Origin of the sequence: Undibacterium sp. Di24W (assembly GCF_049340325.1) — a bacterium.
In the GTDB taxonomy this organism is placed as follows: domain Bacteria; phylum Pseudomonadota; class Gammaproteobacteria; order Burkholderiales; family Burkholderiaceae_D; genus Undibacterium.
Genome location: NZ_JBMPOP010000001.1, coordinates 590,223 through 615,549, shown reverse-complemented (window position 1 = coordinate 615,549; position 25,327 = coordinate 590,223). Strand labels below are relative to the sequence as shown.

At 45.2% G+C, this 25,327-nt stretch carries 23 protein-coding genes; 8 read left to right on the top strand and 15 right to left on the bottom strand.

Annotation, left to right across the window (positions count from 1 at the left end; genetic code table 11):
• Nucleotides 1-137 precede the first annotated feature (137 nt).
• Nucleotides 138-2,903 (top strand): preprotein translocase subunit SecA, encoded by a 2,766-nt coding sequence (gene secA, locus ACO0KZ_RS02495; RefSeq protein ID WP_422992380.1) that lies wholly within the window; start codon nt 138-140, stop codon nt 2,901-2,903.
• Nucleotides 2,904-3,008: 105 nt separating this feature from the next.
• Here the strand turns inward: secA and ACO0KZ_RS02490 are convergent, their stop codons facing one another.
• The 5 genes from ACO0KZ_RS02490 to purB form a co-directional block, all read right to left on the bottom strand.
• Entirely contained in the window at nt 3,009-3,437 is a 429-nt protein-coding gene (locus ACO0KZ_RS02490; RefSeq protein ID WP_422992378.1) for a MarR family winged helix-turn-helix transcriptional regulator, read from the bottom strand.
• A 90-nt stretch (nt 3,438-3,527) separates the two neighbouring features.
• On the bottom strand, nt 3,528-4,097 hold the full coding sequence (locus tag ACO0KZ_RS02485; protein WP_422992376.1) for a YceI family protein: 570 nt from the start codon (nt 4,095-4,097) through the stop codon (nt 3,528-3,530).
• A gap of 130 nt (nt 4,098-4,227) precedes the next feature.
• Complete coding sequence (locus ACO0KZ_RS02480) at nt 4,228-4,797, bottom strand: YceI family protein (protein ID WP_422992773.1); 570 nt, start codon at nt 4,795-4,797, stop codon at nt 4,228-4,230.
• Nucleotides 4,798-4,841: 44 nt separating this feature from the next.
• Nucleotides 4,842-5,390, bottom strand: coding sequence for a cytochrome b (locus tag ACO0KZ_RS02475; RefSeq protein ID WP_422992374.1), 549 nt, complete (start codon nt 5,388-5,390; stop codon nt 4,842-4,844).
• Between the two features lie 184 nt (nt 5,391-5,574).
• Nucleotides 5,575-7,002 carry an adenylosuccinate lyase gene (purB, locus tag ACO0KZ_RS02470; RefSeq protein ID WP_422992372.1) on the bottom strand — a complete coding sequence of 476 codons (1,428 nt, stop codon included), beginning with the start codon at nt 7,000-7,002 and terminating at the stop codon, nt 5,575-5,577.
• A gap of 303 nt (nt 7,003-7,305) precedes the next feature.
• On the opposite strand from purB, the gene ACO0KZ_RS02465 reads away from it, so the two are divergent.
• Nucleotides 7,306-7,914 carry a glutathione S-transferase N-terminal domain-containing protein gene (locus tag ACO0KZ_RS02465; RefSeq protein ID WP_422992370.1) on the top strand — a complete coding sequence of 203 codons (609 nt, stop codon included), beginning with the start codon at nt 7,306-7,308 and terminating at the stop codon, nt 7,912-7,914.
• A gap of 96 nt (nt 7,915-8,010) precedes the next feature.
• Here ACO0KZ_RS02465 and ACO0KZ_RS02460 read toward each other — a convergent pair whose 3' ends face one another.
• Both ACO0KZ_RS02460 and asd read right to left on the bottom strand, forming a co-directional pair.
• Nucleotides 8,011-8,658 carry a TonB family protein gene (locus ACO0KZ_RS02460; protein ID WP_422992368.1) on the bottom strand — a complete coding sequence of 216 codons (648 nt, stop codon included), beginning with the start codon at nt 8,656-8,658 and terminating at the stop codon, nt 8,011-8,013.
• A 294-nt stretch (nt 8,659-8,952) separates the two neighbouring features.
• A complete protein-coding gene (gene asd / locus ACO0KZ_RS02455) occupies nt 8,953-9,792 on the bottom strand; it encodes an archaetidylserine decarboxylase (protein WP_422992366.1) in 840 nt (279 codons plus the stop codon).
• 426 nt (nt 9,793-10,218) lie between these two features.
• Between asd and ACO0KZ_RS02450 the strand changes: the two genes are divergently transcribed.
• Nucleotides 10,219-10,767: a peroxiredoxin gene (locus ACO0KZ_RS02450; protein WP_314863921.1), complete on the top strand. Its 549-nt coding sequence runs from the start codon at nt 10,219-10,221 to the stop codon at nt 10,765-10,767.
• Between the two features lie 224 nt (nt 10,768-10,991).
• A complete protein-coding gene (locus ACO0KZ_RS02445) occupies nt 10,992-11,513 on the top strand; it encodes a carboxymuconolactone decarboxylase family protein (protein WP_390212332.1) in 522 nt (173 codons plus the stop codon).
• A 168-nt stretch (nt 11,514-11,681) separates the two neighbouring features.
• Here the strand turns inward: ACO0KZ_RS02445 and ACO0KZ_RS02440 are convergent, their stop codons facing one another.
• The 3 genes from ACO0KZ_RS02440 to ACO0KZ_RS02430 all read right to left on the bottom strand — a co-directional run bounded on the left by ACO0KZ_RS02440 (nt 11,682) and on the right by ACO0KZ_RS02430 (nt 14,813).
• Complete coding sequence (locus ACO0KZ_RS02440; protein ID WP_422992363.1) at nt 11,682-12,803, bottom strand: beta-ketoacyl-ACP synthase III; 1,122 nt, start codon at nt 12,801-12,803, stop codon at nt 11,682-11,684.
• Between the two features lie 205 nt (nt 12,804-13,008).
• Nucleotides 13,009-13,620 carry a YitT family protein gene (locus ACO0KZ_RS02435; protein ID WP_422992361.1) on the bottom strand — a complete coding sequence of 204 codons (612 nt, stop codon included), beginning with the start codon at nt 13,618-13,620 and terminating at the stop codon, nt 13,009-13,011.
• 212 nt (nt 13,621-13,832) lie between these two features.
• A complete protein-coding gene (locus ACO0KZ_RS02430; RefSeq protein ID WP_422992359.1) occupies nt 13,833-14,813 on the bottom strand; it encodes a tetratricopeptide repeat protein in 981 nt (326 codons plus the stop codon).
• Nucleotides 14,814-15,132: 319 nt separating this feature from the next.
• Between ACO0KZ_RS02430 and ACO0KZ_RS02425 the strand changes: the two genes are divergently transcribed.
• Entirely contained in the window at nt 15,133-16,440 is a 1,308-nt protein-coding gene (locus ACO0KZ_RS02425; protein WP_422992357.1) for a hemolysin family protein, read from the top strand.
• Between the two features lie 53 nt (nt 16,441-16,493).
• On the opposite strand, the gene ACO0KZ_RS02420 is transcribed toward ACO0KZ_RS02425, so the two are convergent.
• Both ACO0KZ_RS02420 and ACO0KZ_RS02415 read right to left on the bottom strand, forming a co-directional pair.
• A complete protein-coding gene (locus ACO0KZ_RS02420) occupies nt 16,494-17,621 on the bottom strand; it encodes a 6-phosphofructokinase (protein ID WP_422992355.1) in 1,128 nt (375 codons plus the stop codon).
• A gap of 109 nt (nt 17,622-17,730) precedes the next feature.
• Nucleotides 17,731-18,591, bottom strand: coding sequence for an MBL fold metallo-hydrolase (locus ACO0KZ_RS02415; RefSeq protein WP_422992353.1), 861 nt, complete (start codon nt 18,589-18,591; stop codon nt 17,731-17,733).
• 188 nt (nt 18,592-18,779) lie between these two features.
• Between ACO0KZ_RS02415 and ACO0KZ_RS02410 the strand changes: the two genes are divergently transcribed.
• Complete coding sequence (locus ACO0KZ_RS02410) at nt 18,780-19,598, top strand: sulfite exporter TauE/SafE family protein (RefSeq protein WP_422992351.1); 819 nt, start codon at nt 18,780-18,782, stop codon at nt 19,596-19,598.
• Nucleotides 19,599-19,759: 161 nt separating this feature from the next.
• Here ACO0KZ_RS02410 and ACO0KZ_RS02405 read toward each other — a convergent pair whose 3' ends face one another.
• Nucleotides 19,760-20,101 carry an ArsR/SmtB family transcription factor gene (locus ACO0KZ_RS02405; protein ID WP_422992349.1) on the bottom strand — a complete coding sequence of 114 codons (342 nt, stop codon included), beginning with the start codon at nt 20,099-20,101 and terminating at the stop codon, nt 19,760-19,762.
• Nucleotides 20,102-20,359: 258 nt separating this feature from the next.
• On the opposite strand from ACO0KZ_RS02405, the gene ACO0KZ_RS02400 reads away from it, so the two are divergent.
• On the top strand, nt 20,360-22,969 hold the full coding sequence (locus tag ACO0KZ_RS02400; protein WP_422992347.1) for a M14 metallopeptidase family protein: 2,610 nt from the start codon (nt 20,360-20,362) through the stop codon (nt 22,967-22,969).
• A gap of 177 nt (nt 22,970-23,146) precedes the next feature.
• Here ACO0KZ_RS02400 and ACO0KZ_RS02395 read toward each other — a convergent pair whose 3' ends face one another.
• Complete coding sequence (locus ACO0KZ_RS02395) at nt 23,147-23,512, bottom strand: VOC family protein (protein WP_422992345.1); 366 nt, start codon at nt 23,510-23,512, stop codon at nt 23,147-23,149.
• A gap of 90 nt (nt 23,513-23,602) precedes the next feature.
• The gene (locus ACO0KZ_RS02390) at nt 23,603-24,118 is read right to left on the bottom strand and encodes a response regulator (protein ID WP_422992343.1); all 516 of its coding nucleotides are present in this window, start codon (nt 24,116-24,118) and stop codon (nt 23,603-23,605) included.
• 146 nt (nt 24,119-24,264) lie between these two features.
• Between ACO0KZ_RS02390 and ybiB the strand changes: the two genes are divergently transcribed.
• Complete coding sequence (ybiB, locus tag ACO0KZ_RS02385; protein ID WP_422992341.1) at nt 24,265-25,317, top strand: DNA-binding protein YbiB; 1,053 nt, start codon at nt 24,265-24,267, stop codon at nt 25,315-25,317.
• Nucleotides 25,318-25,327 lie beyond the last annotated feature (10 nt).

Here is a 25,327-nt window from a genome sequence, read left to right as displayed (position 1 = left end):
CCGCTCTGGATTTCCTGGAAAGGCACGTCAGGCATGTTAAAATAAAAAGTTAATCACATTTGCTGCGTTTTGAATCTCGTCTGAATACTTTGGATGATATTGTCGCAGTGTTTAAGAACCCAAAACTCAATCAAAGCATGTCATTCCTGACCAAAATATTCGGTAGCCGTAACCAACGGCTCTTGAAACAATATCAAAAAACTGTGCGTGAAATCAACGCCTTAGAGCCAAAGTTGGAAGCTTTGACTGATGAGCAATTACAAGCGAAAACATCAGAGTTTAAGGAGCGCCTGACAAAAGGCGAAACTTTAGATTCTTTACTTCCTGAGGCTTTTGCAGTTTGCCGTGAAGCCAGTAAGCGCGTCCTGAAAATGCGTCATTTTGACGTGCAGATGATGGGTGGTATGGCTTTGCATTTTGGCAAAATTGCCGAAATGGGTACAGGCGAAGGTAAAACCTTGATGGCGACTTTGCCGATCTATCTGAATGCCTTGTCGGGTAAAGGTGTACACGTTGTGACCGTCAATGACTATTTGGCGCAACGTGATGCGGATCAGATGGGTGAGTTGTACGCTTGGCTTGGCTTGACGACAGGTGTCAACTTGTCACAGTTAGAACACGATGCTAAACAAGTTGCCTACGGCTCAGATGTTACCTACGGTACGAACAATGAATTTGGTTTCGATTACTTGCGCGATAACATGGTGTATGAAGCCAAAGATCGTGTCCAACGTTCTTTGAACTTTGCCGTGGTTGATGAAGTCGATTCTATTTTGATCGATGAAGCACGTACGCCTTTGATCATCTCCGGTCAGGCAGAAAATCATACTGAGCTATACTACAAAATTAATGAAGTGCCAAAATTACTGACTTTACAAATCGGTGAAGAAACACCGGACGGCAAAGGCGTGGTTGAGGTGCCTGGCGATTACACCAAAGATGAAAAGTCACATCAGGTTTTATTGACTGAAGCGGGTCACGATAAAGCCGAGCGCATTTTGACGCAGATGGGTTTGTTACCAGAAGGCGCGTCTCTGTACGATGCAGCGAATATCTCTTTGGTGCATCATCTGTACGCTGCTTTGCGCGCACATGCTCTGTATTTCAAAGATCAGCACTATGTTGTTTTGAACGACGAAATCGTGATTGTCGATGAGTTCACTGGCCGTATGATGACGGGTCGTCGCTGGTCTGATGGTTTGCATCAAGCTGTAGAAGCCAAAGAAGCAGTTCGTATTCAGAACGAAAATCAGACTTTGGCATCGATTACCTTCCAGAATTACTTCCGTATGTACACGCGCTTGTCCGGTATGACGGGTACAGCAGATACAGAAGCTTACGAATTCCAAGAAATTTACAATCTTGAAACTGTGGTGATTCCACCGAATCGTCCATCAGCTCGTAAGGATAGACAAGATCAGGTTTATAAGTCTGCCGAAGAAAAATACGGCGCGATGCTGAAGGATATTCAGGACTGCTACGAACGCGGGCAACCAGTTTTGGTCGGTACCACGTCGATTGAAAACTCTGAATTATTATCGGGTATTTTAGAGAAAGCGAAATTGCCGCATAACGTTTTGAATGCAAAACAGCATGCACGTGAAGCGGAAATTATCGCCCAAGCCGGTCGTCCAAAAGCGATTACTATCGCTACCAATATGGCAGGTCGTGGTACAGATATTGTCTTAGGTGGTAACGTCGCTAAGCAAGTGCAATTGATAGAAGCGTCTGAGTCCTTATCTGGTACTGAAAAGCAGATGCAGTCGCAAAAATTACGCGATGAATGGCAATCTCTGCACGATGAAGTTGTCGCTGCGGGTGGTTTGCATATCGTCGGTACCGAACGTCATGAATCACGTCGCGTTGATAACCAATTACGTGGTCGTTCTGGTCGCCAGGGTGATCCGGGCTCATCGCGTTTCTATTTGTCTTTAGATGACGCATTGCTGCGCATTTTTGCTGGTGATCGCGTACGTGCGATTATGGACAGATTGAAAATGCCGGAAGGCGAGCCAATTGAAGCTGGCATTGTTAGTCGTTCAATCGAGTCAGCACAACGCAAGGTCGAAGCGCGTAACTTCGATATTCGTAAGCAATTGTTGGAATATGATGATGTCGCGAATGATCAGCGTAAGGTAATTTACCAACAGCGTAATGAATTGCTGGAAGCGCAAGACATGTCTGAGATGATTGCGTCTTTGCGTGACGGTATGTTCCATGATTTGGTACGTCAATATGTGCCGCATGAAACGGTCGAAGAGCAGTGGGATCTGGCAGGTTTAGAAGCGGTTTTGGCGAGTGAGTGGGCCTTAGATTTACAGTTGGTCAGCTTGCTAGAAACTGAAAAGAATTTAACCGACGAAGATATCTTGGAGCGCGTGGTGGCTGCAGCAAAAGCAGTTTACGACGCGAAAGTTGAAGTGGTAGGTAAGGATAGTTTTGCTGGCTTTGAGCGCAGTGTGATGTTGCAGAGCATAGATAGTCATTGGCGTGAACATCTGGCTGCATTGGATCATCTGCGTCAGGGTATTCATTTGCGTGGTTATGCACAGAAAAATCCTAAGCAGGAATACAAACGTGAAGCCTTCGAGTTATTTGGTCAAATGCTCGATATGATCAAAAACGAAGTTGTGCGTATTGTGGTTACTGTGCGTATTCAATCGCGTGAAGAAATCGAAGCCGCAGAGCAGCAGATGGCACAATCTCAAATAGAAAATGTGCATTATCAACATGCGGAATTTGATGCAAACGCATCGCCTGAAGAAATGTTAGCGCCGTCTCCTATTGCTGGAAATGACGCGCAGGAGCCGTTTGTCGATCAAGGCTGGAAGATTGGACGAAATGATCCTTGCCCATGTGGTAGCGGTAAGAAATTTAAACAATGCCACGGCAAATTAGCTTAAGCGCATAATCGGTAGCTCACTGGACTGCTCAAGATGTTGGCATAAAAAAAGACGGGTTATCCCGTCTTTTTTTTTGCGTCTTTCGTATCGAAAGTATTACAGCGACTAAGAGCGCGTTAACGTTGCTTTTAATTTTAATAGTTGGGCTTCTAGTGCATCAAAATCTTCAGCTCGGTATTCGCTGAACACGGCTCGTCCTTGTTTTACGACTGCGGGGAAGGCAGTGGCGAATTGTTGCTCACCCTCAGCGGTTAGTTTGATAAATAACTGACGCCTGTCTTCACCACGGTCTCTTTGAATTAGACCTTTTTGCTCTAACCTGTCTAGCACGCCAGTTAAGGTACCTTTTGTAATCAAGGTTTTTTCGCCCAGTTCCTTGCAGGTCATGCCAGGTGTGTTGCCCAAGGTTGCGATAATATCGAACTGTGAGTCGGTAAAACCCAAAGAACGTACCCGCTTGGAGGAAGTCTTTTCGAAGGCTTGCATGCATTCAGAGAGTAAGCGAATGCTGCGTAAGTAGCGCTTTTCTAGCATGAGCAATAGCTTAAAGCTGATTGTATTTTGAAGTTAAATGAAGGGGTAAAAGTGGCTGACAGTCGCCAGCCACCGAGCATAAGATAAATATTAATTGACCTTACCAGCTTCTACCTGAATGGATAACTTCACGTCAGGAGAAAAACCCCAGTTCAGCGCAAAGTTCATGCCGAAATCAGAACGCTTGAATTCTGCACTTGCATCCGCGCCGCAGATTTCTTGTTTCGTCATACCATCTTGAATGCACTTGAATTTATTGATGGTCAAATGCACTGGTTTGGTCACGCCCAGTAAAGTCAATTCACCTTCTACTGAAACCAACTTGTCACCATCAAACTTCATCGATTTTCCGACATAAGTAATGCTTGGAAATTGCGGCACATTGAACATATCTTTGCTTTTTGCATGGTCATTCATTTTTGCGTGGCCGAAATCGATAGAGCTCGCGTCAATGGTAATGTTCATTGTGCCCGTTTTTGCGGCGCGATCCAAAGTGATCGTGCCTTCTGTTTTTGTGAACTTCCCGCGCCAGAAAGAAATACCTTTGTGGTCAGCTTCAAAGCTTGGATAGGTATGGCCAGGATCGACTTTGTAAGTTTGAGCGAAGCTTGGTGCTGCAACTGCGAACAATGCCACAGCGAGGATTTTGGATAATTTCATGGTGATACTCCTAAAAAATAAATGGATCTGGTGCGACTAAATGAGGGGGGGGATGTCAGGTGTTAGGTACTGCGATTGCTTTGCTTGCTACATGTTTCTACTACCTACTTTTTAAACTTACATCTTGGGCTTATTGGTTTGTTACAACCTTGAATTTGATCATGACTTCATCTGCGATCATGCTGGTATCTTTCCACTCACCCTCACCAATGTTAAACGTAAGACGTTTAATTGGTAAGCTACCTTCGAAGCTAATGGTTTTACCTTCGGTTTTGACACTTAAGGGAAAACTGACAAGCACCGTTTTACCTTTGATGGTTAGATTGCCGGTGACGTCTAGTTTTCCTGTACCTGCAGATTTCATCGCCGTTGAAGTAAAACTGGCTTTAGGAAATTGCGCTGCATTAAACCATTCTTTTTTCAATACTTCAGCGTTGTACTCAGGTGCGGGCAAATTTAAACTACCAGCATCAATCTCTACTTGTGCTTTAGAGTTTTCAGGTTTGGCGCTGTTGTAGTCAATTATTGCGGTAAATTTTTTAAATTGTGCTTGGACTGGCACATTCATTTGTTTGAAAACCACATGCACGGTGCTTTTCGCTGGATCGACTTGTGCATCGGCGGCGTAGCTAGAGGTGCTGGTTAGACTGATAGCTGCCGTGAATAACAACGTTGATGTCAGGCTTGAGGTGCTGATCATTTTTGTCATCAGCAGATGAGCTGCTTGAACGAGATTTTTCATGCTTATTCCTTGTTGGAGAAATCTGGCAACATCCTTTTCAAGATGTTGTCTTTGTCTATAAAGTGATGCTTGAGTGCTGCTCCAATATGCAATAAGACGAGTAGCAACATGCCTGTAGTTAAAGCCTCATGCAGTTCTTTAAAACTGTCTTTCATTTCAGGATTCGGTGTTATCAATGAGGGCAGCTCAATCAAGCCCAAGTAGACCACCGGAAAACCTGCTGCGTAGGTATAAAGATAGCCAGAAACCGGTACTGCAAACATAAGTACATACAGCGCTATATGAGTCAGGCTTGCAACTTGCTTTTCCCACTTCTTCATACTGTCAGGATAGGCCGGTGCGGTGCTGAATAATCGTACCAATAATCGAATTGCCACCAAAGCCAGAACAGTCACGCCTATCCATTTATGCCATGAATACAGTTTCAATTTAGTCGGACTGATTTTTAAATCGGTCATGTAAGTACCCAAAGCAAACGCGGCAATGATCAAAATAGCGACCAACCAGTGCAATAAGACACTCTTTCCTGGGTAGCGTGATACTGGTTGCATAAATTCTCCTAAAAAAGGAAATTAGTTCGAAGTAGAACTAATATAGCAAAAAAAAGCGAAGTCTGCACAATGCTTTCAAAAAGCGTTCTTTATTGGTACAAAAGCAAAAAGTCTGCAGAAACACTTCTGGAGACTTTTTATCTTATTAATATTTAATCAGGTTGATCAGTCCAATTTTATTGCATTAAATCGCTTTCGCCAATTTCGCTGCATTGCCTGTGTAACTACTTGGCGTCATTGCTAACAACAAGTCTTTGGCATCCTGAGGAATACTTAAACCGAGAATAAATTCGCGCAAAGCGTCTTTAGAAATACCTTTACCACGCGTCAGTTCTTTTAACTGCTCGTAAGGATTTTCTACACCATAACGACGCATGACGGTTTGGACGGGCTCTGCTAAAACTTCCCAAGTATTGTCCAAATCTTCCGCCAGACGCGCTTGATTAGTTTCTAATTTATTCAAGCCGCGTACACAACTGTCGTACGCCAGCAAAGTATAGCCAAGTGCTACACCAATATTGCGCAACACGGTGGAGTCTGTCAGGTCGCGCTGCCAGCGTGAGATCGGTAATTTTTCAGACAAATGCTTGAGCAGCGCATTTGCCAACCCTAAATTGCCTTCAGAATTTTCGAAGTCAATCGGATTCACTTTATGTGGCATCGTTGAAGAACCGATTTCGCCAGCTTTGGTTTTTTGTTTGAAATACCCGACCGAAATATAGCCCCAGATATCGCGATTTAAGTCGAGCAAAATCGTGTTGGCGCGCGCGAAGGCATCGAACATCTCCGCCATGTAATCGTGTGGTTCAATTTGAATCGTGTAGGGGTTGTAAGTTAAGCCCAGACGCTGTTCGATGACGTTTTTTGAGAAGCTCTCCCAGTCATGATTTGGGTAGGCGGATAGATGTGCGTTGTAATTACCGACTGCACCATTCATTTTGCCGAGAATCTCAACTTGAGCAATGCGCTGTGCTGCACGTTGCAGACGCGCGACCACATTCGCCATTTCCTTGCCCAATGTGGTTGGGCTAGCTGTTTGACCATGAGTGCGTGACAGCATAGCAACGTCCGCATTGTCGTGTGCAATGTCGGTTAAGCGGGCAATTAATTTTTGCAGTGCTGGCAACATGACACCATCGCGTGCCGTTTTTAACATCATGCCGTGCGACGTGTTGTTGATATCCTCAGAGGTGCAAGCAAAGTGAATAAACTCGGCCGCGGCTTTTAATTCTGCCGTAATTTCCGGAGCAATGTTTAAGCTGCGTTGCGGCAAATGATTGTAGCTATCTGGTAGCGCCAGGCCAACCGATTCTTTCAACCAGTATTCAACTGCTTTCACATCGTGGTTAGTTATCGCCTCAATTGACTTGATACGCGCAGCATCTTCTTCTGAGAAGTCATTGGCAATACGATCCAACAATGCATTGGCCGCTGCGGAGAATGGCTTAATTTCCGCAAAGCCCGCTAAAGACAAAGCTTGCAACCAGGAAATCTCAACTTTGACGCGATGATGCATGAAGCCAGCTTCAGATAGTGTGGCGCGCAAAGCATCCACTTTCGACGCATAGCGTCCGTCTAGGGGGGAGAGGGCAGATAGAGTAGAGAGAGGCATGATGAAGAGAAGAGTAGTTGAGATAATGGAAGGTGGAATGAGTTCGAATGCTGAATGTACTGAGAGAAATTTTCTGTTTGCGGTTGGTGATTGTCGTCTCGCGATGACCGCCTATGAAAGCCAAAGTCAGAGCATGTTTCTTCAGATTAATCCGGATAACCTCAGATTTTACCATTTTTAGACGCCTAATTCTCATGTTAATTATTGTCACCATGGCATCTTTGTGGCGTGCTTTAGACTTTGATCTGGATCAGCGATGATATAATTTCCCTTGGTAAAAAACTTTGATCATGTGAAAGTATTATGAAACTCATTGGCTCCCTTGCAAGTCCTTACGTAAGAAAAGTTCGCGTGGTGATGGCGGAGAAGAAACTCGATTACACCTTGCTGTTGGAAAATGTCTGGGCTGCTGATACGACGATTCAGCAATCCAATCCACTTGGCAAAGTGCCTTGCTTGTTGATGGAGGACGGTGGTGCGATGTTCGATTCACGCGTGATTGTGGAATATCTGGATACTTTGACGCCAGTCGGTAAATTGATTCCACCGCACGGTCGTGAACGCGCCGAGGTAAAGAATTGGGAAGCCTTGGCTGATGGTATTTTGGACGCTGCCGTTTTGATTCGTGCTGAACGCACGATGCGAGACCCAGCGCAGCAAAGTGAGGCTTGGGTGAATCGCCAGTTGGACAAGGTGAATGCCGGTTTGAAATCCATGTCCCAAGGGTTGGGGGAGTCAGGTTTTTGTGTTGGCAATCATTTGACTTTAGCCGATATTAGTGTCGCGTGTTGTGTTGGATGGTTAGCTTTCCGTTTCCCAGAAATTAAATGGCACGATGATTATCCTAACCTAGCTAAGTTATTCGATAAATTATCTGAACGTCCTTCATTTAAAGAAACGACGCCGGAATAGCTTGTTTGCAACTGGTGTTTGGAATAAAAAAAAGCATGTGTTGCACATGCTTTTTTTTCGACTCAAACTAAGTCAATCTTGCCTAGGTCAAAGTATTTACCCGCGCAATGAAAAATTAATGCTGGCGGTGGCTAATACCATCGTCGCTTTACCATCTTCAACATAGGGTTTGAATAGTGCGCGTAGTAAAGCTAGTTTAGCGGATTCATCGAGGCGCGTAAAACCAGAAGATTTCAGAATTTCTACCTTTTCAGCGCGTCCCTTATCGTTGACTAAAACTTGCATGACGACACGGCCTTCTTCGCCGAGGCGGCGTGCCATCGCTGGATAGTCCGCTTGCGGTGCCTGTATGTATTCAACTGCGCTTACTACTTTAGGGCCAATAGGCTCTGCTTTGGCAATCGTCGGCGTATGCGCTAAGGGTGTTGGGTTAACTGGTGCTGGAATGTCGGCAACTGCTGGTGCAACTTGGATCGCATTTTCGTTGTCGTTTTTTACCGCAATCTGCGGTATCACTGGTGTCACAACATTCTGAACAGGCGGTGTTTTCTCGACTTTAGCTACACGCATTTGTGGTTGCGGCAACATGCTCGGTACCATCATGACGATGGTTTCTTTTGGCTTGCTCTGATAGCGCTCGACAGGATTTAATATGATTAAACCAAATACGACCAAGTGTGCGATCGCAATTAAAGATCCGGTCGCAAATTGACGTGGTAATGGTGCCTGTTGCAGCGTATTCATAATGTTCAGCCTTAGTGATAGGTGACTCAAGTACAATTGAGTTTGAATTTAATCTAAATAAGAATAATTCGTATTTAGATTATGTATCAAATTGGGGCGAACTGCAAGAAACTTGTGCATTGCGGAAGTTGAAGTTTGCGATCGGTCAAATCTATTACGTTTTGTGACAGTCGGACTTAGATGGACGTGAAAGCAGCTTGGAAAGCTGCTTTACTGAACTTTACATTTAATGTTTCGGGCGAGTACCGCGATATTTTTTTTGAGGGGAATATTCTTTATATTTACTTTGTGCCCTTAACTACCCATTTCCTCTCCTAAACGAACCGCACCCGCTGGTTTCCATGTGGAATTGAAATTCATACTTTCTTTAGTAAACAGCATCACCACAGTTGAACCTAGTAAGAAGCGACCCATTTCTTCGCCTTTTTTCAATTGGATATCTTGGTCCGTATAAGTCCATTCACGTATCTTATTCGTACGCGGCGGATTGACTATGCCGTGCCACGCAGTTTGCATGCTGCCAACGATAGTTGCACCAACGAGTACAAGGACAAATTCACCATAGGGAGAATCGAATACACAGACGACTCTTTCATTGCGCGCGAATAGACCCGGGACGCCACGTGCGGTGGTGGGATTGACTGAAAACAATTCACCTGGCACATAAATCATGCGTTTTAGTCTACCGTCACAAGGCATGTGGATACGGTGATAGTCGCGCGGGCTCAAATAAATATTGGCGAACTGACCGTCTTGATACTTAGCTGCCAAATTGGCATCGCCACCTACTAGTGCGATAGTCGAAAAAGTATGACCTTTCGCTTGAAAGATCTGCCCTTGATTGATAGTGCCAAATTCACTAATCGCGCCATCTACCGGGCACGCATATTTTGAGGATGTAATTGGGCGCGCGTCAGAGCGCAAAGGGCGCGTGAAAAATTCATTAAAGCTGGGATAGCTGGCTGTGTCGGGATTCGCCGCTTCTAGCATATTGACATTGTATTTTTTGACAAACCAATTAATTAGGCGTGTAGTGCGCTTGCCACCACGGTCATTCGCAACCAGACCAGCAAAAGCAGTTAATAAATATTTAGGCAAAAAATATTGCGGAAGTACGGCTAAACGGTCGGACACGGCAGACTCATTGTGGAAATAAAGAATCGCGATTATAGCCGCAGAGTGCTTGAGAATAGTTGTTTTGGGGTTTGCAGCAGCTTTTTTGTAAGGCAAAAAATCGCTTTCATAGACAAAGTAGCCTAGACCGTAGCCTTAGGTTTGATCCGCTAAGCAAAAAATTAAATCTGTCATACACGTTTAGTGAATCTCAATTATGATGATTCAGATTGATTGAAGTGTCGGGAAATAGCGCGGTAAGAAAACGTATTAGCTCTTTCCTAAAACAATATTAGAAATAATCTATTGGATTGTAGTAATTCATAGTGATAAGCTTCGTCTCAATGCAGTTCGAATGACGCTGCCGACAATTTCCTTGCTGGATTCGACATTAAGAGCCAGCGAGATTTAAACTGAAACACCCATGTTCATCATCAGGAGAAATCAATGAAAACAGTAGGACAAAAACTCGACGCATTTAGCGTACCAGCAGCTAAGCCAGGTTTTAATCATCACGAAGAAAATGGTGTATCCGCTTTTGAAACAATCACTGAAGCGTCTTTTCCAGGTAAATGGAAAGTCATCTATTTCTATCCAAAGGATTTCACATTTGTTTGCCCAACAGAAATCGTAGAATTCGCGAAATTGACAAATGATTTTGCTGATCGCGATACCGTGTTGATGGGTGGTTCTACAGATAACGAATTCTGCAAATTGGCATGGCGCCGTGAACACAAAGATCTGGACAAGTTGAATCACTATGCATTCGGCGACGCGACAGGTTCTTTGGTAGATATGTTGGGTGTGCGTGACGTCAACGCTGGTGTAGCTTTGCGCGCAACGTTCATCGTGGATCCAGACAATGTCATTCAACACGTTTCTGTGAATAACTTAAACGTTGGCCGTAACCCAACTGAAATCTTGCGTATTTTGGATGGTTTGCAAACTGATGAGCTCTGCCCATGTAATCGTACAGTAGGCGGCTCAACATTGTAATCGCGTTATAAATTCAATTTTTGGGCGCATTGCGGCGTAAGTATTGACGTAGTGCGATCCTCGCAATATTGACATATTGCTCCGGTGTGCGCCTTGCACTGCATCCCAAGAATGTGAATTTCTAATCGCGATTACGGCTAACCTTTATTGGTTAATATTAGTGCTCGCAGTACAATCAACCCGCTCCGGCGGGTTTTAAAAACGCTTTTTGATAGGTGAAAACTATGGAATTTCTTACTTCAATTAAAAATAGCATTCCTGATTATGCTAAAGATATTCGTTTGAATGTGGACAGCACGATTGCACGTTCTAGTCTGGAAGGTAACGATGCTGTAGCGGTTGCCTTGGCTGCGGCGTTTGCTGCGAAGAGTAAAGTACTTATAGACTTGATCAAGAATTCTGGCCACATCGCGCCTGAAGAAGTGCAGGCAGCGCTCACGGCGGCTTCTTTAATGGGCATGAATAATGTCTGGTATCCATTTGTCGAAATGGCGGATGATGAGGATCTTAAGACGCAAGGTGCGCAATTGCGTATGAACGCGTATGCGACCAATGGTGGTGTGGATAAGCGTCGCTTCGAAATGTACGCGCTGGCAGCTTCTATCGTTGGTAAGTGTCATTTCTGCGTGAAATCACACTTTGATTTATTACGAAAAGAAGGTATGTCGACCACGCAATTACGCGATGTAGGCAGAATTGCTGCAGTGATCAATGCAGCGTCTCAAGTGATTGCGGCTGAAGGCTAATTTGAGAAACTTGACTGAAAATATTCAGTCCGGATTCGCTAAAAAAAGGAGATGCCATGATGCATTCAGATTTTGTTGCCAATGTGTTGCAGATATTGACCGCGATTGGTAGCGCCAAATAAACGAAAGCCGACGTGGCGTCGGCTTTCGTTTAAGTGCACATAAAAATCACAACTTCTTCACTACGACGCAACCTATTGAGTAACCAGCACCGAAGGAGCAGATCACACCTATTGCATCCTTATTCAAGTCATCTTGATATTTGTGGAAAGCAATGATGGATCCGGCTGACGATGTGTTGGCGTAAGTATCTAAAATGGTCGGTGATTCTTCTGGAGTCGCATCACGGCCGAGTATGAGTCTCGCAATGAGCAAGTTCATATTTAGGTTCGCTTGATGTAACCAGAATCGTTGAATTTGGCTGATCTCCAAGCCAGAATTTTGAACAGTCGTAGTGATGGTTTCTGCCGCCATAGGGCAGACTTCTTTAAATACTTTACGGCCTTGCTGACGGAATAATTTGTCTGGTTTGCCTATGCCAGTTTCATCGGCACGGTTTAAGAATCCAAAATTATTGCGAATATTATTTGAGAATTGGGTTTTGAGTTTCATACCCAAGATCGCGAATTGGTGCGACGAAGTTGCGAGATCAGCGCGCTCTAACAAGATCGCAGTACAGGCATCACCGAAAATAAAGTGGCTGTCTCGATCTCGCCAGTTTAAGTGTCCACTGGTGATTTCAGGATTGACCACTAGTACGGCACGTGCCTGACCGCTTTGTATCGCACTCATGGCAGCTTGTATGCCAAAAGTTGCAGAGGAGCAGGCGACATTAATGTCGTAGCCATAGCCGTCTATTCCTAGTGCATTTTGAATTTCTACAGCCATTGCAGGATAGGCGCGTTGCATATTGCTGGCAGCGCAAATAACGGCGTCGACATCGGTTACCGTTTTGCCTGCACGTTGTAAAGCCTGGAGGGCAGCGGCGACTGCCATCTGGCACATGATCGAAGGTTCATCGTCTGAACGTTCTGGAATGCGCGGCACCATGCGTTTAATGTCGAGCACACCGGCTTTGTCCATCACATATCGTGATTTGATACCGGATGCCTTCTCAACAAAAGCGACACTGGATGCTTCTAAAGCAGTGACGCTGCCATTGGCTATCGCGTCGGCATGTTCGGTATTGAATTGCTCGACGTAGGCATTAAAACTGTCGATGAGTTCTTCGTTGGAGATTGATTGCTCAGGTGTATATAGGCCAGTGCCACTGATGACAACTTGATTCATCTGGGTTTCCTCGGTTGGATGTGGGTGAGGTAGGTAGCGCCGCTTCTTTTATTAATAGAAATGATGAAGCAATACTTCACTGCAACCTTCTATTCGCGACTGGCGGTGCTTAGCCTATTGATTTTACACAAGTCCATGGAATTTACCGTTGAAACACAAAAAATTTAGAGGAAATGCTCCAACATCACCTTCATTATTATTGGGGTTAAACCGCCATGTAGCGACCTGGCCTGTGATTGAGCATGATCGCTAGATTAAGCACAACAGCGCCGAGTATGGATGCCAGCATGGCAAGAGGAGATACCACCATAAACGATGCTAATACAATACAGACATCCATCCCCATTTGTAATTTGCCGGCACGAATGCCATGTTTGTCCTGTAAATACAAACTTAAAATATTGATACCGCCGAGGCTGGCTTGGTGCCTAAACAAGACGATAAAACCTACTCCCATCAAGGAGCCGCCGAGCAGTGCTACATAGAATGGCGTCAGCGTGCTTAGTTGTATTAATTTAGGGTGTAATCCTGATAAAACTGACACCAGCGCCACCGAGCAAAAAGTTTTGAGTGTGAATTTCCAACCCATACGCTTCCATGCGAACCAGTAAAACGGTATGTTTAATAGGAAGAAAACTAGACCAAAAGAGAGACCAGTCGCATAATGAATCAGGAAGGCGAGGCCAGCCGTACCACCGGTAAACAATCCCACTTGATTAAACAAGGCAACGCCTAGCGACACCAGTAATGTACCGGTGAGAATGGCAAGTACGTCTTCGACTAAATTATGTGGAACAGCAGAAGTTGAGATAGGCATTGCAGTTTTCATACAAAAGTAATTCTTTAGCGGCGTTGTAAGCTGAGAATACTATTGTAACTAGGCATTTGCTGCCAGCAACAGTCGATGCTGGCTTATCTGGACTTTGCTTGATAAGGCTCAAACTTACTTGATTGCAGATTTGTAGTCTGCAACCAAGTTGCGAGTAGCGACTGTTCTCTAAATTGTAGTTGGTAAAAAATTACTTCAATTTAACTTTTTAAAGACTTAATCAAATCTTCTACTTCAGATTTGGTTTTCTTTGGTAATTCTGGTTTGAAGTTCAAGGCTTTTTCGAACGCGGCCAAAGCCTTTACTTTGTCACCCAGCATTTGCCAAGCTTTTCCTAGACGATAAAATACCGATGCGCTGGCGTCGATAGTCATCGCTTTTTCCAGTAGGGGAATGGCCTCTTTGGCTTTACCTTGTTCTTGCAGCGATTTTCCTAAACCAAAATAGCCGTGCACAGCATCAGGAAAACGCTGTGTCAATTCACGGAAAATTTTCTCTGCTTCAGCAAATTTTTTCTCGTTAATTTGCGTGTGACCTATGCTTGCCAGAATGTTTCTTTGCTGACGTGCCAGCGCGTCGGAATTGCTAGTATTAACCGCCAAAGCAGCAGAAGTAGCGCGTTCTACATTGCCGTCCTGCAAATCTAAACTAGCTTGTAGTAAAGCGCCAGCAGCTGGACTGAATTTGATCGTTTCCACGACCAAATCTTTGGCCTTACCAGTGCCTCCGCCAACAAAGCTTGGTGCTTGTAAATAGAACTGCATCAAAGAGTTGCGGGCGCTGAAATTATTTGGATCGAGCTCTATTGCTTTTTTGAATGAATCACGGATCTTGCCCACATAGCTGATCGCCGACATGACGCCACCTTTTTGTGCTTTGGTCCCGAGCACATTGCCTAAAGCTTCATGGCATTCAGAATTTTTAGGATTGGCGTTGATGCATTGTTCTGCATATTTGCTCGCTTCATCTAGGCGACTTTCTTTGCCCTCCGTCAGAATAAGCTCTGTTTTGGCAATTAAAGCGTCTGGGTTGTTCGGTTCAATGCTTAACTTCGCGGCGACCGCTTTCTCTACTTCCGCGTACTTTTTTGCTTTCAGCAAAGCATCGTATTCATGTGCTGAGGCGATATTGCAAGCGAGGAATGTTGCTATTAAGGGTAACAAAGTCAATTGCGGTTTCATTGGCAAATCCTGTAAAAAAAAGAAAAAGTACATGAGGCGGATGGAGTGTCACTTTTGCATTAACGATTGTCAATGGAAAAGCGATGACACACAATTTAACAATGATGAAATGCGAGAAAAGCGGTGCGAACGGGAGTGGATATTTGTCCTTGCTCCGTTATTTATTGATGGAGTCTTAAGTTATGTCGAGAAAGTTTCGATTTTTTCTTACGATAAATTGAAATTATGTGAAGCTTCCTCCTAGTTTGCAATAGTTTGTCATGGCGAGGCCTTAAATCTAGGGTAAAGTTATAGCTTCTTTATTTCGGAAAGTTGGTCGTTGGATAATTTTCTTTTGATCGTGGCGGCGCTATTTTTAGTGGTGCTCAATGGTTTTTTTGTGGCGGCCGAGTTCGGTTTAGTCAAGCTTCGTCAAACCCGTGTGCGTAGTCTGGCGAAAGCAAATGGGCTCCGGGGGCGTTTGCTCGCCACAGTGCATAATCACTTGGATGCTTATCTATCAGCCTGCCAATTAGGTATTACGCTTGCGTCTCTTGGTTTAGGTTGGATAGGCGAGCCCGCATTTGCCCGCATCCTGGAACCTATACTCTTACAGGTGGGTGTTGAATCCGCCAAATTGATACACGCCATTTCCTTCTTTTTCGCCTTCTTTGTTATTTCATTCTTGCACATTGTTATTGGTGAGTTGGCGCCAAAGTCGATGGCGCTGCGCATGCCTGAACGTGTGTCCTTGTGGACCGCACCAGCTTTGTACCTTTTTTATTGGACGATGTTCCCTGTTATCTGGGTTTTAAATAAGAGTGCTAACACTGTACTTTCATGGCTGGGTTTAGATGCCGGTCACGGACAGGATGCTCATTACTCACCAGAAGAATTAAAGACGATCTTGCGCGGCAGTCATGCCAGCAAAAAACTTACGCCTGATGAATGGAGCATCATGGCGCAGATGTTGGATTTTGGTGACTTGGAAATTTCAGATTTGATGCGCCCGATTAATGAAGTTGTCGCGATGTATAAAGATGCCTCCTTGGAGGAAAACATGGCAACCGCTGCGCGCAATCGCTTTAGCCGCTATCCCTACTTCGACAGTGATGGTGAAACAGTCTTGGGGACTTTGCATTTAAAAGATTTATTTTTGGCGCAACAGAGTGGCAAGTCTCTGCAAGATTTGGGCAAGCATCTGCGACACGTTGAATATGTACCTCCGAATATGCCTGCGCTTGAGTTGTTTCGCCGCTTCCGCAAAGGCGCCCCTCATTTCGCGTTGGTCGGCTATCGAGATAGCAATCCAGTGGGTTTTTTAACCTTGGATAATCTGCTTAGCGCTTTGGTAGGACAGATTCGAGACGAATTCCGTCAGAATGACAATGACTGGACGCTATTAGATGATGGCACGTTGATCGGTAAAGGCAGTTTGCCCCTATTCACCTTAGGTATCGCGCTAGGTATTGATTTAGATAGTGAAGAGGTTGAATCAATCGGTGGCTTGATTATGCACGTTTTGGGTGATTTACCAGAAGAGGGGCAAAAAATTGAATTTCCACAATTTGACGCTGTCGTTAAAAAAATGAATGGCCCACGCATAGTCTTAGTTCGCATACATCCGAAAGCTGGCGAGGAAATGTAGCTGTAGTTTTGGGGTGGGTTGATCCATTTTAATTTAGGTACGAATTATCCAAATTAATCGCCAAGAGAAATACCAATATCTCGCGCCGTTTGTAAAGTGTCGCCATCTAAAGGCACACCTTTCATGCGGCCCGCAACTTCAGCCAGATTCACATATCTGACATTAGGAAAGTCGAGCGCGACCATAATTCCTGAATAGCCTTGTTGCAAGGCGCGCACAGCTGCAGCGCCAAAACGCATCGCTGATAAGCGGTCAAAAGCAGTTGGACTACCACCACGCAAGAGATGACCAAGAACGACTGCACGAGCTTCTTTTCCGGTTTGGTTTTGTAATTGTTGAGCCAACTGCTCGCCTATACCACCCAGGCGTTCTACCGAACCTAATCCAGCTGCTTGTTCCACATGATGTTGGCCTTCTTTTGCCAATGCACCTTCAGCGACAACGATAATGCTGTAATGACGTCCGGCTTTTGTTCTGGCATCGACTTTCGCAGCGATTTTTTTCAGATCATAAGGAATTTCTGGAATCAAGATGACATGTGCAGTGCTCGCCATGCCAGCATGCAGCGCTATCCATCCTGCATAACGTCCCATGACCTCAACTACCATAATCCTTTGGTGACTCTCGGCCGTACTATGCAGTCGGTCTATACATTCGGTAGCAAATGCGACTGCGGTATCAAATCCGAATGTGGTGTATGTTTTGTCGAGATCGTTGTCGATGGTTTTTGGCACACCAATCACACGCAAACCTTGAGTTACACCGCGCTCGTGTAAGGCATTGGCAATCGTCAATGTACCATCGCCGCCCACACAGATTAGCGCATCAATTTGCATATCTCTAAGATGCTGAATAATGTCTTGACCACGATCTACTTCTTTTTTTTCGCCGTTTTCATCCGTCACCACGAAGCGCAGAGGATTGCCATGATTGGTCGTGCCGAGTATGGTGCCGCCCAGATGACTGATGCCACGCACCTGATCTTTGCTTAATACGAAGACGCCATTTTCAGGATAACGATCGGGCCGCAAAATGCCATTAAATCCTTCACGTATGCCAAAGCACTCCCAACCAAGGCGAGTTGCAGCTAGGACGACCGAACGTATCACTGCATTGAGGCCAGGCGCGTCACCACCACCAGTAGAAATGGCAATACGACGAATAGGGTTTTGATTGTGCATAGCGAGTATAAATTTTTGTTTGCAGTGGATTACGGGGTCATCGCAACGAAGTGATCGACAAGACGGTCATGCTCGTTCATTCTCGATGACAACGCTGCGTCACTTTTTGTTAGAGACCATTCAATGGAATTTTTAAGTAACTGATGCCGTTCGCTTCAGGTGGTGGTGACATACCCGCTCGTATATTAACTTGTACAGAAGGCAGGATTAAGACCGGCATGTCTAATGTCGCATCGCGTGCCTTACGCATGGTAACGAAATCCTCTTCACTGATGCCATCATGGACGTGGATATTGCTCTGCTTCTGTTCGGCGACACTGGTTTCAAACCGGATTGCACGTCCGTTTGGTGGATAGTCATGACAGATAAAAATACGTGTCTGGTCCGGCAAGCTTAATAATTTTCTGATGGAACGAAATAGCATATGCGCATCGCCGCCTGGGAAGTCGCAACGTGCTGTGCCGACATCAGGCATAAACATGGTATCGCCAACAAACAGAGCATCACCAATTTGATACGCCATATCCGCTGGTGTGTGCCCGGGAACATACAATGCCTTTGCCTTTAAAGTGCCAATAAAAAATTCTTCATCCTCCGCAAACAAATGATTGAATTGAGAGCCATTGACAGGGAATTCTGATTCTAAATGGAATAGTTTTTTGAAGACATTTTGGACTTGATTGATATGCGCACCAATTGCGATTTTGCCGCCCGCTTGTTGCTGAAGATGATGCGCGCCGGATAGATGGTCTGCGTGCGCGTGTGTTTCTATAATCCATTCCAATGTTAATTCGTGTTCATGTAATGCTCGAAGCAGCTGGTCAGCGCTTTGGGTTTTTGTGCGACCAGATTTGGGGTCGTAATCTAGTACTGGATCAATAATTGCGGCGTGCCCGCCAAATTGATCGAAAACCAAATGGCTGGCGGTACAAGTGACAGGATCAAAAAAACTTTGGATTTGTGGTGTCATAAGAATTAAGGGTGAGTAATACCAATTGACTTGCATAATATCAAACCATAAAATGAACGCAAGACAATTCCTTCCTGCTGCGGTTCACTTTGCAAGCTATTGGTAAAACTAATTTACTGAAGTTTGCGCCATTTCTTCAGCGGCTTTTTAATTTCTCAGTTTCCTTTCCGCCTTTTACAAGATAATTTATGACTCTAATTACCCTATTGCTAGTTCTTGGTATTGGAATTGGCGTCGGAATGATTATGGGTTTAACTGGTGCTGGCGGCGGTATGTTAGCAGTGCCTGCGTTGGTATATAGCCAGGGTTGGACTATGCAGCAGGCGATGCCAGTGGCCTTATTAGCAGTGAGTCTTGGTGCAATGATTGGTGCCATCGATGGTTTGCGCCGCAAACAAGTTAGATACAAGGCCGCTACTTTGATGGCATTAGCTGGTGCGCCGCTCACTTCACTAGGTATTTTGGTTGCCAAGAATATGTCGCAGCGGTGGTTGATGTTGGCTTTTTCTACTGTCTTATTGATTGTGGTTGCACGTCTGATTTTTCAGGCCAAGACGCAATTGCTTGGCTCAGCGCATTCTACCGAGCGGCAGGATGCAATGGCATGTGTAAACCGTGAAACAGGTAAGTTTGACTGGACAATAAAAACCGCCAGTGTGATTGGTTTGATTGGTGCCTGCGCTGGATTTTTTACTGGGTTACTTGGCGTTGGTGGGGGATTTATCATTGTGCCCTTACTAAGGCATTTTACCAATCTGTCTATGCAAAGTGCTGCTGCGACTTCGTTAATGGTGATCGCTTTAGTTGGATCCGTCGCAGTTACTTCTGCGATCTTGCATGGTGCCGAAATTCCCTTACTCTTCTCTCTGGTGTTCGCGCTCACATCTGTCACTGGCGTTTTGTTGGGACGCCGTGTTGCTAACTTGTTACCGTCCGCCACCGTGCAAGTGATTTTTGCAGGGATGTTGGTGTTGGTAGCGTTTAGTTTCTTGGTGAAAGCTTTTTAAATGACCTTCGCATAGTGTTTCGGTCGCCTTAGATGACTTGATTTGCTTAAGGTATGGCGTGTTATGGCGTGTTATGGAGGGTTTGGTCGAGTCGTTGCTAATGCTTTCGAGTAAGAAACTAAATTAAATTGCTCAAGATCGATGATATCTATCGGCCGAGATTATTTATTCTTAGGTGCTAGAGAATGCAATAACAAAGCTTGATTTTCTAGTTGGCGTGCAACATTGCCACAGACCAGATCGCATAAAGCATAAATGCCTGGATCTGCGATGCGATAGTAAACTGAAGTACCACGACCTTCACGTGCTACCAATCCGTGTTTGGCCAATGTTGATAAATGGCGTGATACATTTGCTTGCGAGCAGGCGCAGGCTTCCGCAAGCTCACCTACATTTTTCTCTCCCTCACGTAAGTAATTTAGTATACGCAAGCGGCTAGGCTCTGCCAAAGCAGAAAAATATTGAGCAACCTGGCTCAGTGCTTGTTCGGATAAACCTTCCATATTTACGCGAGTAAAAGTGATAACGACCGTAATGGTAACGCTTTTGCGGCTATTGCGGTTCTTTCATCGGAATAAGTTGATGAAGGTGCTTAGCTCGAGAAGCCCAATGTATCGTTATTTCGTGGCTTTTGAATTTAAAATGCTTTCTGTGTGAGTTGAACTAAATGTATAAAACTTACTCCAAAGAATATAGCAAAGTCTGAAAAAATATAGCCTAAACCGGAACTCAACTCACATCCCTAAAATAAGGATAAATTTATGTCCCCTAAAAAAATCGTGCAGGCGATTGGTCTCGCTTTTTGTATTTCACTGGGTGCAGCGCACGCTTATGCCGCGACACCAGCTTCCGTATTACCCGCCCATGCCCGTGCCGATAAAATTACCGCACCAGCAGCTAGTCTTGGATTTGAGTTGGGTGAGTGGCATGCCCGCCCTGAGCAATTGGTCGCTTATTATCAATTATTAGCAAGTCAGTCGCCGAGAGTGCAGGTGAAAATTGTTGGCTACACTCATGAACGTCGTCCCATACTGAATGTCATTATCACCAGCCCAAAAAATCAGGTGCGTTTGGCAGAGATAGAAGCTGCGCGCGGGCGCGGTGAAAGCGACACGCCCTTGGTCGTGTATCTCGGCTATAGCGTGCATGGTAATGAACCGAGTGGCGCGAATGCGGCGCCAGCTGTAGCATGGCATTTGGCTAGTTCCACAGATGCCTCAGTGAACGAGATGCTAGAACGTACTGTCGTTGTGATTGATCCCATGTTGAATCCTGATGGTTTAGCTCGTTTCGCATCATGGGCTAATGCATATCGCGGTCAAACTCTCGTATCTGACCCTAACACTTTAGAGCATAATCAAAGCTGGCCAAGTGCTCGTGGTAACCATTATTGGTTTGATTTGAATCGTGATTGGTTATGGTTGCAACATCCAGAATCTAGAGCTCACGTTGCAACTTTCCAAGCATGGCGACCGCATGTGTTTGGTGACTTTCATGAGCAGGGTACCGATGCAACTTATTTCTTTCAACCTGGTGTACCTTCGCGTACGCACCCTTTAACACCACAAAATAATCAAAGTCTGACGGAAACGATCGCGAAATTTCATGCTAAGGCATTTGATGCTCGCGGCGAGTTTTACTTCAGCCGAGAAGGTTTCGATGACTTTTACTATGGCAAAGGCTCTACTTATCCGGATGTGCAAGGTAGTGTCGGCATCTTGTTTGAGCAAGCGAGTTCGCGCGGACATATTCAAGATTCACGTAACGGCCTTTTGAAATTTGAACATACGATCGCGAATCAAATTACGACTTCTTTAAGCACTTTGCAAGCGGCAGATGCGATGCGCGAACAACTAATTTCGCATCAAAAGAACTTCTTTGAAGAAGCGAAAAAAATGGCGGCGGCGGATACCAATCGTGCCATGCTGTTTGCAGCTGAAGGCAATCCAGCACGCCTGCGCGACTTTGCCAACTTATTGAAGCAACATGGTATCGCGGTGCACCAAGTGAAAGGTAATGTCAGTATTAATGGTCAACGATACGACGCACGAAATGCGATTGCGGTGCCACTCAATCAGCGTCAGAACCGTTTGCTGGAAGGTATTACTGAGCTACGTACACAATTTAAAGATAATACATTTTATGACGTATCCGCATGGAGCATTACCAAGGCATATGACTTGGCAAGTGCAAAAAGTGCTGGCGATGTGATTGGTGACCCTGTGCTCGATTTGCCAAAAGCAAGTTTAAAAGCGGAGTCAAATATCGCTTATGCTTTTGCTTGGGAAAATGACGATGCAGCACCTTTGCTGGCGGAGTTGAGTCAGACTGGTTTGCGCTTGCGTACAATCACCAAACCAATGCGTATACAAACGAGTGCTGGCGTCAAAGATCTGGGCATTGGCAGTATTGTTATTCCAGTAGCAATGCAAAGTATGTCATCGGCCAATGTAGCGGAGATAGTGCGTAAGGCGACCGCTAATTACAGCGTTGAGGTAATGGCGCTGACTTCAGGTGCTGGTAGCACTGGCGTCGACTTAGGTAGTGCAAGTTTGAAAACGGTAGATCGTCCGCGAGTCGCAATGTTGACCGGTGCTGGTTTGGATTCGACTTCAGTGGGCGAGCTTTGGCACTGGCTCGATACGCATTTGCATTTGCCAGTGACACAGTTGAATCTGGATCGTGTCGCCAGTGTGCATTTAGAGCGTTACACGCATATTGTAATGGCAGACGGTAACTATCGTTTGTCAGAAGAAGCAAATAAGAATATCGAGCGTTTCGTGAAGCAAGGCGGCGTCGTGATCGGCGTTGAGGGCGCAATGAAATGGGCTAGTAGCCAATCGTATTTGCATACAAAATTGGTGAAGGGTGAGGGGGTAAAAAAATCTGAGGTGGACGATAAGAAATCTGACGAGAAGAAAACCGAAGAAAAGAAACCGAAAGAAAGTCGACTCGCTTACAAAGATCAGGATGCAAACGCAGCGAAGGAATTGGTTGCGGGTGTGATTTTTGAAACGGATATCGATCGCAGTCATCCTTTAGCAGCAGGTATTCCACGCGATCAATTGCCTGTATTCAGAGCTCAGGCTGATGTGTATAAACTAGAAGGTGATCGGTACGGTACGGTAGCTGCTTATAGCAGCTCTCCAGTTGTCAGTGGCTATGTCTCTGCTGAAAATGCCAAACGAATTGCAGGCTCAGCCGCTTTCACAGCGGAACGGATTGGTAGTGGTAGCGTGATTTTGGCAAGCGCTGCGTTAGGCTTTAGAAGTGGTTGGTTAGGCAGTCGTCGCTTGTTGGAAAATGCCCTATTCTTTGGTAAAGCATTTGAAAAAGCAAGAGTAGAAGGTAATGATGAAAACGAGGACTAGTATCGAGATTGTCCTTATCGTCGAAGTACTTTTGTTTTGATCCAGTAAAGATTAGCTACACGATGCAAAACGCCTTTTCTAGCAAATGCTATGAAAAGGCGTTTTGTTTGGTACGATCAATGAATGCACTGTGCCGAAACTACAAATAATTTTAAATTCTGATTTAAGCTACTGTCTTTAACGTACCGCACTCGGATCAAAATGAGGATTTTGAATGATGCCGAAACGATTGCCAAATGGATCGGTAACTGCCGCCACACGAATCCCACCTCCGACTTCGGTGACCGTTTCTAATGCCGTCGCGCCTAGGGATAGTAATCGCGCAAAAGCCAAATCTGCATCGGCCACGCCCCACAGTGCCTGACTGCCAGTAACACCAGCAACGCCATCTGGTATTAAGCCTAATTCAAAGCCACCAACGGCAAATCCCACATAAAAAGCCTCATCAAAATACGGCGCTTGTTCCAGTACTTGGCTATACCAAGTTTTGGCTTGGGCGATATCATTGACTGGATAAATCGTAGTGCGTAAGCCTAAGATCATTGTTGCTCCTGTGCTGTCTTTTTTGCGAAATGACGGCTTTGTTGTCGCTGAAATAAAATGGTAGTTGCTTTCAACGAAGCCGGTGTTTTTCTAAAGCATAAAGCGTTTGAATAAACTAGGTTTGGTCATTGGATTGACAGTATTGGCTTTGACTAAATCCAGCATAGCCACAATTTTTTCATGTGTGATAGGTTTTTCGAAACTGGCATGCACTTTCAAGCCTTGAATGCGGGCGATTTTTTCCGCGAAATTAAGAATGGGTCCATTGTAATTTGATAGCGATAAATGGCTATCGACCGGTGGTATCAAGTTATGTCCGGAGATAATTAAGATGTCTGCCTGGCAACCATCCAGTGCGAGATGGCTGAGTAGTTCCATGCCACCTAATTGGGGCATGCACAGATCGCAAATAATAAGATTCGGGCGCTGTACTGCTTGGCGATAGGTGTTTAAGCCTTCCAATCCATTGTGTGCCAGCTTGATTGAACCTACTCCCAGGTCACGCAAAGCGACGCTAAGCAGCTCTAATAAAAACTGATCGTCGTCAACCAGTAAAACATGTAAGCCCGAGTAATCCACTTCGGGATTTGGGGTGGAGGTATTCATGATTTTTCTTTGTTAGATGGGATGTGTAAAGTATAGCGAAATTTCTACTAAATTAACAATATTTGCGAAAAGCATCCTTGGTTTTGCAGTTTTCTGTTGCTTAGCGATGTTTTGCCAGTCTATCAGTCACAGTGTAAGCTAGCGTTATGGAAAATAATCTGCAAACTAATTTACAAGCCGTGCCGTCATTTGAACAACAAGCGGTTTCCCAATCTGCGCTGCCTTCTGAGTTCCGGGCAGCCCGTTTTATCAAGGAGATAGGACGAGGTAAAGATGGCGCCCGTAGTTTATCCAGGCAAGATGCTTTTGATTTATACAGCGCGATGTTGGATGGGAGAGTGTCCGATTTGGAAATGGGAGGCATTTTGCTAGCCATGCGGATTAAGGGAGAGTCCATAGATGAGATTGCTGGCTTTCTCGATGCAGCCGTTTCGGTAGTAGTGCCCATGCAAGCACCGATTGATAGCGAGTTTGCGCCCATTGTGATTCCTAGTTATAACGGTGCGCGAAAAAAACCAAATTTGACACCCTTGTTGGCTATGCTTTTAGCGCAAGCGGGCGCACCTGTATTGCTGCACGGGGTCATGCGCGACGCAGGGCGAGTCGCGACCGCCGATATTTTGAAAGTCTTAGGACTTGAACCAGCGCAGAACGCGGCGCAGGCACAATGTCAGTTACAACAAACCAAGCTCACGTTTATGCCAATACAAATTCTTGCACCTAAAATGCATAGAATCTTGGCGATGCGGGCTGTACTGGGTGTTCGTAATTCTACGCATACTTTGGTGAAGCTTTTACAACCCTTCGTGTTGTCCGGGCATCCAGCACTACGTTTGAATTCTTATACCCATCCTGAATATCAGCTCATGCTAGATACCTATTTGCGAACGCTGCACGCGCCGCAGCTAGGCGCGACTTTTTTGATGCGAGCCACTGAAGGTGAAGCTGTCGCAAGCACTGGGCGTGCCCAGCAAATAGATTGTTATAACCTAGGACAGCACAGACGTCTATGTGAAACTGAGGCGCAATTAGGTGCTGTGATTGAAGATTTGCCGTTAAGCGCGGAGGCCGTCGAGACTGCAGCTTGGACGCAAAAAGTTTTGGCTGGCGAGATTGCCGTTCCTATTAATATTGCCCGTCAGCGTGATTTATGTCTGCAGATCGCCAGGGAATTAAAATTAGCCAACGAGGCCGCTTAACTTTATTTTG